Source organism: Sphingomonas sp. Y38-1Y (genome assembly GCF_032391395.1).
In the GTDB taxonomy this organism is placed as follows: Bacteria; Pseudomonadota; Alphaproteobacteria; order Sphingomonadales; family Sphingomonadaceae; genus Sphingomonas.
In genome coordinates this window covers 463,531-476,339 of sequence record NZ_CP135916.1, presented here as the reverse complement: position 1 = coordinate 476,339, position 12,809 = coordinate 463,531, and the positions used below count along the sequence as shown (strand labels likewise).

The following is a 12,809-nucleotide window of genomic DNA, read 5'->3' as shown; positions in this document are numbered from 1 at the left end:
GGGGCGGCCCGTCGGGGCCGCCCCTTTGTGTCACTTGCGAAGACCCAGCTTCGCGATCAGCGAGGTGTAGCGCTCGGCATCCTTCTTCTTCAGATAGTCGAGAAGGCTGCGGCGCTTGTTGACCAGCATCAGCAGGCCGCGACGCGAATGGTTGTCCTTGGCGTGCGTCTTGAAGTGCTCGGTCAGGTTGGCGATGCGCTCGGTCAGGATCGCGATCTGGACCTCGGGGCTCCCCGTGTCGCCCGTGGTGCGGGCGTTGTCCTGGATAACCGCTTCCTTGCGCTCGGCAGTGATCGTCATGTCTATCGTCCTCGACATCTTGTCACAGGTTGAAGCCCCGAACGACGCGGACGTTGCCGTCCGTCACCTCGACCAGCGCGACCGGCGTCATGCCGTTCAGCGCGAAATACTGGCCGTCGTTCGCAGCGATCCCGACCAGAACGCGCCCTTGGCCGAGCGCTCCTGCCTGATCGGGGGTGAGGGGAAGAGCCGGGATGTCGTCCAGCCCCGCCCTCAAGGGCAGGATCAAGTCCTCAAGGCTGCGCGCCTTAGCGGCATCGGCCAGATTGTCCAGCGAAATCGCCTGATCCGCCCCGAAAGGCCCCGCCTTCACGCGGCGCAGCATCGTCACATGGCCGACCGTCCCGAGCGCATGGGCGATGTCGCGCGCAAGGCTGCGGATGTAGGTGCCCTTGGAGACGTGCGCGGTGAAGGTGGCCGTTTCGAGCACCTCCCCGGAACGGGGAGGGGGACCGGCGAAGCCGGTGGAGGGGTTTGGCCGCAAGCGCTGCGCTTCGTTCAAGCACCCCTCCACCACTAGCCTTCGGCTGGCGGTCCCCCTCCCCGTTCCGGGGAGGTGCTCAAGGTGGTGTACCGTCACCGCTCGCGTCGCGAGCTCCACCACCGCCCCCGCCCGTGCCAGGTCATACGCCCGCTCGCCATCGACCTTGAGCGCCGAATAGGCCGGCGGCACCTGCTCGATCAGGCCCGTGAACCGCGGCAGCACCGCCGCGATCGACCCGGGATCGGGCCGCACGTTGCTCGTCGCCACCACGCTTCCCTCGGCATCCAGCGTGTCGGTCCGTTCGCCGAACCGAACGGTAAAGTCGTAGATCTTGTCGCTGTCGAGCATCCGCCCGGCAAGCTTGGTCGCCTCGCCCACCGCGATCGGCAGCACCCCCGTCGCCAGCGGGTCGAGCGTGCCGCCATGCCCCACCTTGAACTTGCCATAGCCGCCGTCGCGCAGCGCGCGCTTCACCGCGCTCACGCCCTGGGTGGAGCCAAGGCCGAGCGGTTTGTCGAGGATGATCCAGCCATGCATGGCCGCGCGCCTTAGGGTCCGATCGGCGACACCGCCAGTCACCTGCGCTTCAGGAACGGCGTGCGACGCTGTGCATCCAACCAGGGGAACCGCCATGCCCGCCATCACGATCGTCGCCCTGCTCCTCGCGCCGCAAATCTGGGACGGCGGCGGACGCGCCGAGCCGGTGACGGCGCCGCCCGCCAGCGGAATCGGCCCGATCCTGGGCGACACGGCGCGCCGCGTCCGCGATGGGCGCCGGAGCGGCCAGATCACTCGTCCGCAGGCGCGGTCGCTGCGCCGCGATGCCGCGGTGATCGAAGATCTGTCGGACCGCTACGCCGTCGATGGTGTCGTCTCCGACTCCGAGGCCGCCGAGCTTCGATCGCGGGCAGAGGCGCAGCGCGGGATCGTCGACGCGCAGCGGCTCGCGCCTACGCCTCCAGCGCCTCGGTAAAGTGACGGCGGCAGAGCGCGACATAGCGGTCGTTGCCGCCGATCTCGGTCTGGCGTCCTTCATGCACCGCGCGGCCGTCGGCATCGACGCGCAGGTTCATCGTCGCCTTTCGCCCGCACGGACAGATCGACTTGAGCTCGACTAGCGAGTCGGCGATCGCCAGCAGCCGCGCCGCCCCCTCGAACAAGGCGCCGCGGAAATCGGTACGCAGCCCATAAGCGAGCACCGGAATGTCCGCGCGGTCGGCGAGGCGGGCGAGCTGATCGACCTGCGCCGCGGTCAGGAACTGCGCCTCGTCGACGAGCACGCAATTGACCGCCCGCACTTCATGCTCGCGCATCACGCAGGCGAACAGGTCGGTAGCGGGCTCGAATGGGATCGCCTCGGCCGCCAGCCCGATCCGCGACCCGATCACCCCCGCCCCCGCCCGATCGTCGACCGCGGCGGTGAACAGCATCGTGTGCAGCCCGCGCTCGCGATAATTGAAGTCGGCCTGGAGCAAGGTGGTCGACTTCCCCGCGTTCATCGAGGCGTAGTAAAAATAGAGCTTGGCCATCAGCGCAGCGTTTCGATTGAAACGGGTGTGTCCGGCCCGGCACTTCGCTCGATCGCCTGATCGAAAGTGACGAAGGCTTCGGCATCGCGGGCAGCGGCCACGTGGAGAAGGTCAGCTATGTCACCGCCTTCGTCGTACCGATCGATCGCCCATAGCGCCGCTGCCCGGGTTTCAAGCTGTACTGACCCATAGGCTGCCAAACTGCGGAGGACTTGCGCTGTCTCTGCCCGGCTGAGGCGATATCGCGAACCAAGGACCCAGGCCACTTCGAGCAGAACCGTGAGGCCGATCCAACAGCGATCCTGGACAATCGCTTCTGCAAGCACCGACTGAACCGGATCATCGCCGAGAAGCAGTCTCAGCACGACGTTCGTGTCGAGCGCCTTCACGAGCGACGAAGCGCGCGCTTGGCATACTCCTCATTGATCGTCTCGTTCATGTCGTCGATCGAGACCGGCGGTCCCCGATACTTCGCGGTAATTGCACGAATTGACGCGGTAATCTCTTCAAAGGTCCGTTCGGACCTGGGCGTAGCCGCACGCAGCAGAACGCCGCCGCCGGTCTGAATGACCTCGAGTTTCTGACCGGGTTTCAGGTCGAGCGAATCGCGAACATCCTTCGGGATGACGACCTGTCCTTTGGCGGAAAGCGTGGTGAAGGCGTTCATGCAGGTAAGATGCGTCTTACTGCCGTCCCCGTCAATCTTCGCCGTCCTCGCCCAGATCCTGCGCGACCTTCGGATCGCGGAGCAGCGCGTCGATGCGGTCGCCCTCGTCGAAGCTTTCGTCGACCAGGAACTTGAGCCTGGCTGCGTATTTCAGGTTCACGCGCCCCGCGACCTCGCGCTGGAGATACGCGGTGTTCGTTCGCAGCGCCTTGAGCACCGCCGCTTCGTCGGCGCCGAGCAGCGGCTTCACGAACACCGTCGCGTGGCGAAGGTCGGGCGACATCCGCACCTCCGTCACGCTCACGCTGTGCGCGGCGAGCACGTCGTCATGCACGTCGCCGCGCATCAGCACGTCCGACAGCACATGGCGCACCTGCTCGCCCACGCGCAGCAACCGGACCGAGCGGCCCTCCGGCGAACTGTCCTGCTGCCGTGCCATCAGTACCTCGCGGAGCGGACGCTCAGAGCGTCCGCTCGCGCATCTCGACCTCGAAGGTTTCGAGGAAGTCGCCGGCCTTGATGTCGGTGAAGTTCTGGCTGAACGTCACACCGCACTCCAGGCCCGCGCGAACCTCGGCCACGTCGTCCTTGAACCGGCGCAGCGAGGCGATCTCGCCCTGATAGATGATGACGTCGTCGCGCGTGATGCGCGCCTTGAGCGCCTTGCGGATGACGCCCTCGACCACCAGCAGACCCGCCGCCTTGCCGTGCTTGCCCGCCGAGAAGACCTCGCGGATTTCGGCGCGGCCAACGACCGTCTCGAACGCCTCCGGCCCGAGCTCGCCGGCCATGCCGGCGCGGATCTCGTCCGTCAGATCGTAGATGACGTCGTAGTACTTCAGCGCGACATGGTTGCGCTCGGCGATCTCGCGCGCCTTGGCATTGGGACGCACGTTAAAGCCGATGATCGGCGCGCCCGAAGCCGCCGCCACGTTGACGTCGCTTTCGGTGATGCCGCCCACGCCCGAATGCAGCACGCGCGCGCGGATCTCGTCGGTCGAGATCTTGTTGATCGACGCCACGATCGCCTCGACCGACCCTTGCGTGTCGGCCTTGACCACCAGCGGATATTCGATCGCCTGCTTGGCCGACAGCGCCGAGAACATGCTCTCGAGGCTGGCGGGCGCGTTGGTCGTGCGCTTCTGCGTGATGACCGACTGACGATACGCAGCAACTTCGCGGGCACGCGCCTCGTTCTCGACCACCTGCAGCGGATCGCCCGCCATCGGCACGCCGGACAGGCCCAGCACCTCGACCGGCACCGACGGGCCGGCTTCCTTGACCTGGCGACCCTTGTCGTCGACCAGCGCGCGGACCTTGCCGCTCTCGGCGCCGACGACGAACACGTCGCCGACCTTGAGCGTCCCGCGGCTGACCAGCACCGTCGCGACCGGGCCGCGGCCCTTGTCGAGCTTGGCCTCGATCACCGTGCCCTCACCCGGACGATCCGGATTGGCGCGCAGCTCGAGCAGTTCGGCCTGGAGCTGGATCTTCTCGATCAGGTCGTCGAGGCCGGTCTTCTTGAGCGCCGACACTTCGACGTCCTGGGTGTCGCCACCCATTTCCTCGACCACGACTTCCTCGCTGAGGAGCCGCTCGCGGACCTTTTGCGGATTGGCCTCGTGCTTGTCGACCTTGTTGATCGCGACGATCATCGGCACGCCGGCGGCGCGCGTGTGATTGATCGCCTCAACCGTCTGCGGCATCAGTCCGTCGTCGGCAGCGACGACCAGCACGACGATGTCGGTGACATTGGCACCGCGCGCACGCATCTCGGTGAACGCCTCGTGGCCGGGCGTGTCGAGAAAGGTGATCTTCGACTTGTCCTTCTGCGTCACCTGATAGGCGCCGATATGCTGGGTGATGCCACCCGCCTCGCCGCGCACCACGTCGGTGCCGCGCAGGGCATCGAGCAGCGACGTCTTGCCGTGGTCGACGTGACCCATGATCGTGACGACCGGCGGACGTGGGCTCAGCGAGCCCTCTTCATCCTCGGTCGTATCGAGCTGGAGGTCGATGTCGCTGTCGGACACGCGCTTGATGTTGTGACCGAACTCGGTGACGAGCAGCTCGGCGGTGTCCTGGTCGATCGTCTGCGTCAGCGTGACGGGCATGCCCATCTTGAACAGCGCCTTGACGAGGTCGGCACCGCGCTCGGCCATACGGTTGGCGAGCTCCTGGACGGTGATCGCCTCGGGCACCTTGACGTCACGGACCTGCTTGGCCTGCGGCTCGCGCGGGCCGCCATGGCCACGGCGTTCCTTTTCACGCGCACGCTTGAGCGCGGCGAGGCTGCGGGCACGCGCGCCGCCATCCTCGTTGAGCGCACGGTTGACCGTGAGCTTGCCCGACTGGCGGCGATCGTCGCCCTTGCGGTCGCGCGACGGCGCGGGGCGCGCCGGCGCATCGCGGCGCGGCGTCGCGGCGCCCGTGCCGCTCGGCAGCGAACGAGCCTGCTGCGTCGAACCGGGCGTGGCGGCAGTGGCGGCGGGCGCCTCCTGCTTGGGCTCGGGCTTCGGCTGCGGCTTGGGGATCTCGGGTCGTGCGACCGGGCTGAACCGGCGCGGCGCGGGCAGGCCCGGGTCGAGCTGGAGCGTCACCAGCTGCGGCGGTGCGGGCGGCGGCGGGGGCGCAGCAGGCTCGGCCGTGGGCTGCGCGGCCTCGACCGCGCGCGCCACTTCGGGCTCGGGCTGCGGCGCGGGGGCCGGCGTCGGCTCTGGCTCGGGCGCAGGCTTGGCGGCTTCCGCCTCGGCAGCGGCGCGCTCGGCGGCCTCGGCCGCGGCCTTTTCGGCCTGGCGGCGCTGCTCGGCCTCGATCGCCTCGGCGCGCTCGCGCTCCTCGCGACGACGCGCTTCCTCCAGCGCACCCATGCGCTGCGCCTCGGCCTCGCGGAGCATGCGGGTCTGGCGCTCCTGCGCGGTCTCGTTCGCCGGCGGGCGGCTGACCGGTGCGGGCGGCGGCGGCGCAGGCGCGGCGACGGGCGCCGGCGGCGGCGCTGCCTCGGTGATGGGAGCACCCGCTTCCTCGCCCGGACGGCCGACCATGCGCCGGCGCTTGACCTCGACCACGACCGTGTTCGAGCGGCCATGGCTGAAGCTCTGCTTCACCTTGCCCGTCTCGATCGTGCGCTTGAGGCCCAGCGGCGCGCGCGCGCCCAGCTTCGGCTTGTCGTTGTCCGTATCGCTCATTCGGGTACTCGAAGTCCTTCGTTCGTTCCGGCGTTTCCGCGCACGACCGTGGAAGCGGCCGATGCGCCCTGCGAGCCGGTTTCGCAAGGCTGAGGAGCGGGGTCAGATCCGATAAATTGCAGCCAGCGGTCGAGCGTCTCGCTCACCCGCTTTGCCGCTCGGGCGTCGGTCAGGCCGATATGTACCACATTCTCGCGGCCCAACGCCAATGACAATATGGGGCGCGGAACCGGCAATACCAGTCCCGACAGACCCGACCCCTCCGCATCGCGGCCGACGCGCCAGGCTTGCGCCAGCTTTCGCGTCCCATCCCCGCCCGCATCGGCGGCGTGGAGGAGCATGTGGAGCCGGCCGGCGCGCGCCGCCTCGTCGATCTTGTCGGACCCGGTCAGCAGCATGCCCGCCTTGGCCTCCAGCCCCAGCCGGTCGAGCGTCGCGCGTTGCAGCGCCTCAGCGATGCGGGTGGGCAGGTCGGCGGGGATGGCGATGTCGCCGGTCTTGAACGCGCGGGAAAGCGCGCCCTTGAGCTTGCCCTTGGCGATCGCGGTCTCGAGGGTCCCGCGATCGACGCCGATCCACGCGCCGCGGCCGGGCGCCTTGGCGCGCACGTCGGGATGCACCTGGCCGTCCGGGCCAAGCGCCAGGCGCACGAGCGCGGCGGGGTTCGCCGCCTCGCGCGTCAGGATGCAGCTACGCTCGCTCATGCCGCCCCCTCGGTGAAGGGGCGGATGAGCCGCGCGGCAATCAGGTCAGCTTGGGCGCGCTCATTGCGAGGATTCCGCATTCGCGTCCTCCTGCACATCGGCGGCGGGCTCGTCCTCGGAACCCGGAGCGGCCGGCTCGTCCTCGAACCAGTGGGCGCGCGCGGCCATGATGATCTCGTTGCCCTGCTCGTCGCTGAGCCCGTACTCGCCCAGGATGCCGCCCTTGTTCTCGGGCTTGCGGGGCGATTCCTCGCCGCGGCGGCGCGGTTCGGCGCGGCGCTTCTCGACGAGCTCGTCGGTGGCGAGGTCGGCCAGGTCGTCCAGCGTCTTGATCCCCGCCTTGCCCAGCGTGACCAGCATCGCCTCGGTCAGATAGGGCATGGTGGCCAGGTCGTCCTCGACGCCCAACCCGCGGCGCTCCTCGCGCGAGGCGTCCTCGCGGCGCTCCAGCGCTTCCTGCGCGCGGCTCTGCAGCTCCTGCGCCAGTTCCTCGTCGAAGCCCTCGATGCCGGCCAGCTCGTCCAGCTCGACATAGGCGACTTCCTCGAGCTCGGAGAAGCCCTCGGCGACCAGCAGCTGCGCCAGCGTCTCGTCCACGTCCAGCTCGTTCTGGAACGTCTCCGAATTGCGGACGAAGTCGGCCTGGCGCTTCTCGCTCGCGTCGGTCTCGGTCAGGATGTCGATCGCCTTGCCGGTCAGCTGGCTGGCCAGGCGGACGTTCTGGCCGCGGCGGCCGATCGCCAGGCTGAGCTGGTCGTCGGGGACCACCACCTCGATCCGGTCATCCTCTTCGTCGATGACGACGCGCGCGACATTGGCCGGCTGGAGCGCGTTGACGACGAAGGTCGCGGTGTCGGGCGACCAGGGGATGATGTCGATCTTCTCACCCTGCATCTCCTGCACGACGGCCTGAACGCGGCTGCCCTTCATGCCGACGCACGCGCCGACCGGGTCGATCGAAGAATCGCGGCTGATGACGCCGATCTTGGCGCGCGAGCCCGGGTCGCGGGCGGCCGCCTTGATCTCGATGATGCCGTCGTAAATCTCGGGCACTTCCTGCGCGAACAGCTTCTTCATGAAGTCGGGGTGCGCGCGGCTCAGGAAGATCTGCGGCCCGCGATTCTCGCGGCGCACCGACAGGATCAGGCTGCGGACGCGGTCGCCGACGCGGACGACTTCGCGCGGAATCTGCTGGTCGCGGCGGATGACGCCCTCGGCGCGGCCAAGGTCGACGACGACATGGCCGAACTCGACGCGCTTGACGACGCCGGTGATGATCTCGCTGACGCGGTCCTTGAATTCCTCGAACTGGCGCTCGCGCTCGGCGTCGCGAACCTTCTGGAAGATGATCTGCTTCGAGGCCTGCGCCTGGATGCGGCCAAACTCGATCGGCGGCAGCGGATCGACCAGGAAATCGCCGAGCTCGGCATCCTTCTTGAGCTTCTGCGCGCCCTTCAGATCGACCTGCTTGTAGAGGTCGTCGACTTCCTCGACCACCTCGACCACGCGCCACAGGCGAAGGTCGCCGGTGCCCGCGTCCAGCTTGGCGCGGATGTCCATCTCGGCGCCATAGCGGTTCTTGGCGGCGCGCTGGATCGCCTCTTCCATCGCCTCGATGACGATGGCGCGGTCGATCAGCTTTTCCTTCGCGACCGAATCGGCGATCGCGATCAGCTCGGCCCTGTTGGCGGAAACGGCGTTGGCCATCTTCGTCTGTTATCCTTCCGTGAGAATCTTGTCGGCGCCCTCAACAGAGAGCGGCTGCGTCGCGGCGATCAGCCGATCGGTGAGCAGCAATTTGGCATCGGCGATCTGGGCGAAGTCGACGGTCATGGCGGTGTGCTTGCGCACGTCGATGGTGATCGCGGTTCCCTCGACCCCGACCAGGTCGCCGGTCAGCTGCTTGCGCCCCTCGACCGGCTCGGTCAGCGTCAGCCGCGCCTCGTGCCCCGCCCAGTCGGCATAGTCGGAAAGGCGCGTCAGCGGCCGGTCGATGCCGGGCGACGAAACTTCGAGCCGGTACGCGCCCTCGATCGGGTCCTTGCCCTCCGCCTCCAGCGCATCCAGCCGGTCGGAGATGCGGCGCGACAGTTCGGCGCAATCCTCGATCACCAGCTGGCGCGTGTCGGGCCGCTCGGCCATCACCTGCAGCGTCGGGTCCGACCGTCCGCCAAAGAACTTGACGCGCACCAGCGACAGCCCGAGCGCCTTGGCTTCGGGTTCGATCAGGTCGGTCAGGCGGGCAAGGTCGGTCAAACTACACTCCAGCAGACAAGCGGGTATCGCGCCGGAGCCTTTCGGCTCCGACCCCGGCAATGTCACCAATGTCGAGAACAACCGGCCATATACGCGCCTTGGGGCACGCACACAAGTCTATGCGGAACCCTCGCCCTGCTACATGGTTGGCCGCGAAACGATCCTGCCGGGAGAGAAGTCGATGCGTGCCCCCCTTGCCCTTTCGATCGCCGCCGTCGCCCTGATCGCGTGCAGCGACGGCGATTCGGCATCGTCGCCCGAGCCCACCCCGACGCAGACCGCCAGCCCCACGCCGACGCCGACCGCCAGCACTGGCGGCCTGCCGTTCAACACCGCCGCCGTCGCCACGTTCGATTCGCCCTGGGCGATGACGTTCCTGCCCGACCAGCGGATGCTGGTGACGCAGAAGGCAGGCCAGCTCCTGCTCGTCAGCGCCGACGGACGGACCAAGACGCCAGTCGGCGGCATCCCGTCGGTCGACAGCGCCGGCCAGGGCGGCCTGATGGATGTCGTGCTCGCGCCCGGATTCGCGCAGAACAAGCTCGTCTATTTCTCCGCATCGGTCGCTGGCAGCGGTGGCAAGGGCGTGGTGCTGTGGCGCGGGCGCCTGGCCGAATCGGGCAGCACCGCGCGGCTGGAGAACGTGACCGAGCTGTTCCGCGCGACGCCGTTCGTGTCGGGCGACGGCCATTATTCGGGCCGCATCGCCTTTGCCCCCGACGGCCAGCACCTGTTCTTCACCAATGGCGAGCGGCAGAAGTTCGATCCGGCCCAGGACCCCAAGGCGACGCTGGGCAAGGTCCTTCGCCTGACGCTCGACGGCAAGCCGGCGGGTGATCCGGGCCTCACGGCCAAGGGCTTCCACCCTGCGGTCTGGTCGTACGGCCACCGCAACCTGCTCGGCCTCGCCTTCGACCCGGCGGGCAATCTGTGGGAACAGGAAATGGGCCCCAAGGGCGGCGACGAGGTCAACCTTGTCCTGCCCGGCCGCAACTATGGCTATCCGATCGTGTCGGACGGCGACCATTATGACGGCCGCGACATCCCCGACCACAAGACCCGGCCCGAGTTCGAGGCGCCGAAGGTGTCGTGGAACCCCTCGATCTCGCCCGGCGGACTGATCGTCTATACCGGCGACGTCTTCCCGCAGTGGAAGGGCGACCTCTTCATCGGCGGCCTCTCGAGCCAGGCCCTGATCCGCGTCGACGTCAACGGGACGAGCGCGACCAAGGGCGACCAGTTCCCGATGGGCCAGCGCATCCGCGAGGTCGAGCAGGGCCCCGACGGCGCGATCTGGGTGCTGGAGGACGGTTCGCAGGGCCGCCTGCTCAAGCTGACGGCGAAGTAAGCCTGACGAACCCAACCCGTTCGGGCTGAGCCACGCCGGGCCCGGCCCGAACCGAATTCAGCGCACCACCAGGAAGTTGATCCGGGCCGCGGCGATCGGCTTCTCGCGGTCGTCCTGCCAGGCGAACGCCTCGACATTGGCGATGCGCGTGCCCAGCCGGACGATCCGCCCCGCCGCGCGCGTCTCCCGGTCGCGGCCGCCGCGCATATAGTCGACGGTCAGGTTGATCGGCTTGATCGTCGCACCCGTTCCGGTCAGCGCGTGGCGGAGCGTCGCCACCGCCGCCATCTCGACCAGCCCGCCGATCGCGCCGCCATGGACGAAGCCCGGCCGCCCGGTGACGACGTCGCCGAACGGCATCACCAGCACCGGCGCCCCCTCACCATCGGTCTCGACCCTCAGTCCAAGCAGCTGGGCGTAAGGCGGCAGGCTCACGACCAAGTTCCGGTCGACATGAAGGTGCCCGCGACATGCGCGACCGGCCGTTCCGGGTCGCCGTCATGCGCCACCCCGCGCACGAACGCGATCGACTCGGTCAGCCGATAGCATTCGCCGCGCCCCACCACCGTCCGCCCGGACGAGGCCGGCCGCAGATAGTCGACGCGCAGGTCCAGCGTGGCGTGCGGCACGAAGCCGCCGCGCTTCATCCACACCGCGACGCTCGTTGCCATATCCATCAGCGCGACGATCGGGCCGGAGGCGAGCACGCCGCTCTCCGGATCGCCCACGAGCTCGGGCCGCCAGGGCAGGTCGAGCTCCGCCCAATCCTCGCCATGCGCGACATAGCAGATGCCGAGCACGCCACCATGATGCGCGCGGACGCGGCGAAGGAACTGCTCGGGGTCGAACGGGACGGGCGTGGGATCGGCCATGCCGTCCGCCTAACCCGCGGCGTGCCCGCCGCCAAGACGCCGCTCTTGGCGACGACCGCCGCCCCGCCTAACCATGGCCTGGGAGAGTGACGATGAACGACCGCGTGCTGCTGACGATCGACGATGGCGTGGCCGAGGTGCGGCTGAACCGCGCGGACAAGCTCAATGCGCTCGATCCCGCGATGTTCGACGCGCTGATCGAGGCGATCGATCGGCTGGATGGCGAGCGCGCCGTGCGCGCGGTCGTGCTATCGGGCGACGGCCGCGGCTTCTGCGCCGGCCTCGACATGGCGAGCATGGCGGCAGCGGGCGATCTCGGCGCGCTCGCCGAGCAGCGTCACGGCATTGCCAATCGCTTCCAGCAGGTCGCCTGGGGCTGGCACGCGCTGCCGATGCCGGTGATCGCCGCGCTGCACGGCCCGGTGTTCGGCGGCGGGCTCCAGATCGCGAGCGGTGCCGACGTCCGGATCGCCGCGCCGGACACGCGGTTGTCGGTCATGGAGCTGAAATGGGGCATTGTCCCCGACATGGCCGGCTTTCCGCTGTGGCGCGGCCTCGTCCGCGACGACCATCTGCGCGAGTGCGTCTATACCGCGCGAGAGTTTGGCGCGGCGGAGGCACAGGCGCTCGGCTTCGTCACCCGACTCGCCGACGATCAGCTCGTCGAGGCTCGAACGCTCGCCCGCGCGATCGCCGACCGCAACCCGCACGCGATCCGCGCGGCCAAGCGGCTGGCCGCCGTGGCGGCGGACGCCGACCCCGCCGCAATCCTCGCGGCAGAGGAAGCAGAGCAACGCGCGCTCCTCGGCAGCGCCAATCAGCGGGAGGCAGTGGCGGCGAACATGGCGAGACGCACGCCGGTGTTCGAGGACTGATCGCAGGAGAGGCAGGACGACGCGTTGCGTCGCGGCGCAACCTGGGCGCATAATGCCAGGCTCTCGGGGGAGAGCTGAACATGCCTATCGGACGCTTGATCGCCGCATCGCTGATCGCGCTGTTGCTGACGGCCGCCACCCAGCCCGCGAAGAGCGGCTGGTTCGGGGTGTGGAAGCTGCGCCTCGACCGGCCCGACATGAAGCCCGAGACGCTGATCTACACCGATGCCGGCGGCGGCGCGATGCGGATGGAGTCGGTCGAGGACAAGAGCGTGCTCGTCACGCGGTTCGACGGCAAGCCGGCCACCGACGGCGGCACGGGCGCCAGGCCGGGCGGCGCGCTCGCGATCACCGCGACGTCGCCGACCAGCTACGACTGGACCTATTTCGTCGCCGGCAAACCCTGGGTCCGCGGCCGCAACCGGCTCGCCGCGGACCTCAGGAGCTTTTCGGAAACCAGCTGGCGCGTCGCGAAGCCCGAAGATCGCATCACGATCATCTACGAGCGCCAGCCGGCCAATTGATCCATCGGAATATGGCGGCATCCGTATCGGATGGATTGTCTTTTGATGCCGATAGGTTAGCC

Annotated in this window: 16 protein-coding genes; 4 read left to right on the top strand and 12 right to left on the bottom strand. The window is 68.7% G+C overall.

All coding sequences use genetic code 11. From position 1 onward, the window contains the following. Positions 1-30: 30 nt before the first annotated feature. Together rpsO and truB are read right to left on the bottom strand one after the other, a co-directional pair. Positions 31-300 carry a 30S ribosomal protein S15 gene (gene rpsO, locus RS883_RS02205; RefSeq protein WP_315762236.1) on the bottom strand — a complete coding sequence of 90 codons (270 nt, stop codon included), beginning with the start codon at positions 298-300 and terminating at the stop codon, positions 31-33. Positions 301-322: 22 nt separating this feature from the next. Beyond that, the gene (truB, locus tag RS883_RS02200; protein ID WP_315762234.1) at positions 323-1,321 is read right to left on the bottom strand and encodes a tRNA pseudouridine(55) synthase TruB; all 999 of its coding nucleotides are present in this window, start codon (positions 1,319-1,321) and stop codon (positions 323-325) included. Positions 1,322-1,415: 94 nt separating this feature from the next. Here truB and RS883_RS02195 point away from each other — a divergent pair, with 94 nt between their 5' ends. Beyond that, positions 1,416-1,757 (top strand): hypothetical protein, encoded by a 342-nt coding sequence (locus RS883_RS02195; RefSeq protein WP_315762232.1) that lies wholly within the window; start codon positions 1,416-1,418, stop codon positions 1,755-1,757. On the opposite strand, the gene RS883_RS02190 is transcribed toward RS883_RS02195, so the two are convergent. The 8 genes from RS883_RS02190 to rimP are packed head-to-tail and all read right to left on the bottom strand — an operon-like array spanning position 1,735 to position 9,128. After that, positions 1,735-2,313: a thymidine kinase gene (locus RS883_RS02190; RefSeq protein ID WP_315762230.1), complete on the bottom strand. Its 579-nt coding sequence runs from the start codon at positions 2,311-2,313 to the stop codon at positions 1,735-1,737. The two genes, RS883_RS02195 and RS883_RS02190, sit on opposite strands and share 23 nt — an antisense overlap. Further along, a complete protein-coding gene (locus RS883_RS02185) occupies positions 2,313-2,702 on the bottom strand; it encodes a type II toxin-antitoxin system VapC family toxin (RefSeq protein WP_315762228.1) in 390 nt (129 codons plus the stop codon). Before RS883_RS02185 ends, RS883_RS02190 begins: the two co-directional genes overlap by 1 nt. Then, positions 2,699-2,980, bottom strand: coding sequence for an AbrB/MazE/SpoVT family DNA-binding domain-containing protein (locus RS883_RS02180; RefSeq protein WP_315762226.1), 282 nt, complete (start codon positions 2,978-2,980; stop codon positions 2,699-2,701). Before RS883_RS02180 ends, RS883_RS02185 begins: the two co-directional genes overlap by 4 nt. A gap of 31 nt (positions 2,981-3,011) precedes the next feature. Continuing rightward, positions 3,012-3,419 (bottom strand): 30S ribosome-binding factor RbfA, encoded by a 408-nt coding sequence (gene rbfA, locus RS883_RS02175; protein ID WP_315762224.1) that lies wholly within the window; start codon positions 3,417-3,419, stop codon positions 3,012-3,014. Positions 3,420-3,441: 22 nt separating this feature from the next. Next, positions 3,442-6,168: a translation initiation factor IF-2 gene (gene infB / locus RS883_RS02170; RefSeq protein WP_315762222.1), complete on the bottom strand. Its 2,727-nt coding sequence runs from the start codon at positions 6,166-6,168 to the stop codon at positions 3,442-3,444. Next, on the bottom strand, positions 6,165-6,872 hold the full coding sequence (locus RS883_RS02165) for a DUF448 domain-containing protein (protein WP_315762220.1): 708 nt from the start codon (positions 6,870-6,872) through the stop codon (positions 6,165-6,167). Before RS883_RS02165 ends, infB begins: the two co-directional genes overlap by 4 nt. Before the next feature lie 60 nt (positions 6,873-6,932). Further along, positions 6,933-8,579 carry a transcription termination factor NusA gene (nusA, locus tag RS883_RS02160; protein ID WP_315762218.1) on the bottom strand — a complete coding sequence of 549 codons (1,647 nt, stop codon included), beginning with the start codon at positions 8,577-8,579 and terminating at the stop codon, positions 6,933-6,935. Positions 8,580-8,588: 9 nt separating this feature from the next. Further along, entirely contained in the window at positions 8,589-9,128 is a 540-nt protein-coding gene (gene rimP, locus RS883_RS02155) for a ribosome maturation protein RimP (RefSeq protein ID WP_315762216.1), read from the bottom strand. A 181-nt stretch (positions 9,129-9,309) separates the two neighbouring features. Between rimP and RS883_RS02150 the strand changes: the two genes are divergently transcribed. Then, complete coding sequence (locus tag RS883_RS02150; RefSeq protein WP_315762214.1) at positions 9,310-10,476, top strand: PQQ-dependent sugar dehydrogenase; 1,167 nt, start codon at positions 9,310-9,312, stop codon at positions 10,474-10,476. Positions 10,477-10,533: 57 nt separating this feature from the next. Here the strand turns inward: RS883_RS02150 and RS883_RS02145 are convergent, their stop codons facing one another. Further along, positions 10,534-10,911, bottom strand: a complete 378-nt coding sequence (locus tag RS883_RS02145) for a PaaI family thioesterase (protein ID WP_315762212.1) — start codon at positions 10,909-10,911, stop codon at positions 10,534-10,536. Further along, on the bottom strand, positions 10,908-11,348 hold the full coding sequence (locus tag RS883_RS02140; RefSeq protein ID WP_315762210.1) for a PaaI family thioesterase: 441 nt from the start codon (positions 11,346-11,348) through the stop codon (positions 10,908-10,910). Before RS883_RS02140 ends, RS883_RS02145 begins: the two co-directional genes overlap by 4 nt. Before the next feature lie 92 nt (positions 11,349-11,440). Between RS883_RS02140 and RS883_RS02135 the strand changes: the two genes are divergently transcribed. After that, complete coding sequence (locus tag RS883_RS02135; RefSeq protein WP_315762208.1) at positions 11,441-12,223, top strand: crotonase/enoyl-CoA hydratase family protein; 783 nt, start codon at positions 11,441-11,443, stop codon at positions 12,221-12,223. A gap of 80 nt (positions 12,224-12,303) precedes the next feature. Continuing rightward, entirely contained in the window at positions 12,304-12,747 is a 444-nt protein-coding gene (locus RS883_RS02130) for a hypothetical protein (protein ID WP_315762206.1), read from the top strand. The last annotated feature ends 62 nt before the right edge of the window (positions 12,748-12,809 follow it).